The 647-nt window shown below is 35.9% G+C and carries 1 protein-coding gene and 1 pseudogene; both read left to right on the top strand.

What is annotated here, in order from left to right:
* Positions 1–78 precede the first annotated feature (78 nt).
* On the top strand, positions 79–339 hold the full coding sequence (locus tag E3E37_RS10735) for a hypothetical protein (protein WP_167717329.1): 261 nt from the start codon (positions 79–81) through the stop codon (positions 337–339).
* A pseudogene (locus E3E37_RS10730) lies at positions 336–647 on the top strand (hypothetical protein); the annotation flags it as partial. The gene E3E37_RS10735 and the pseudogene E3E37_RS10730, both read left to right, overlap by 4 nt.

Raw genomic sequence — 647 nt, 5'->3', positions numbered from 1 at the left:
AACGCTAAAGAGCTTAGCGAGATCGCAAAAAATCTTGCTTTTGAGATTGCAAAAAAGTTTGGCGCTAAGGTGAGATGAATGGCTTTGAGATTGATAAAAGAGGGTGAGATGTTAGCAATAAGAAAAGTGAAAGGAAAAAAACAAGAAATGATCAAAGAATTTAGTATTTGGAATGGCTTTTCAATAGTTTATGTTGAAGATCTAATTGAGTTCATGAATGCGAATGAGAAATTAATCAAGCAGTTTTTAGAGTTTGTTTTGGAGAAAAGGAAAAGAAAACTTGAAGAAGAAGCGAGAAAGTTTGAAAAGCTTAAAGAATTTGTGAGGCGATTAAAATGAGTGAGGAAGTTACAATTGAGCTTGAAAAAAAGGATATTACGGATGAAGTCATTGAGCGCTTGATTGATGATGATGTAATAGAAGAAGAGCTTCAAGGAGAGCTTGAAGAGGTTGAAGAAGAGGTTGAAGAGGAAAAGCGGAAAATTCTAATGAGTGAGGAAGAGTTTTCAGAGAGGATAGATGAATTTGAAGAACGAAATCACGGACTCACCTTAATGATTGATCGCTTCTTCAAGCTTTTGGCAAAGTGGGGGAAGAAGAAGGGAGTAGAGATAGATTTAGAGTTATGGGATGAAGTAGCAAGACCT

Source organism: Thermococcus sp. ES12, assembly GCF_012027515.1.
Lineage (GTDB): Archaea > Methanobacteriota_B > Thermococci > Thermococcales > Thermococcaceae > Thermococcus > Thermococcus barossii.
This window is presented reverse-complemented; position numbering and strand designations above follow the sequence as displayed.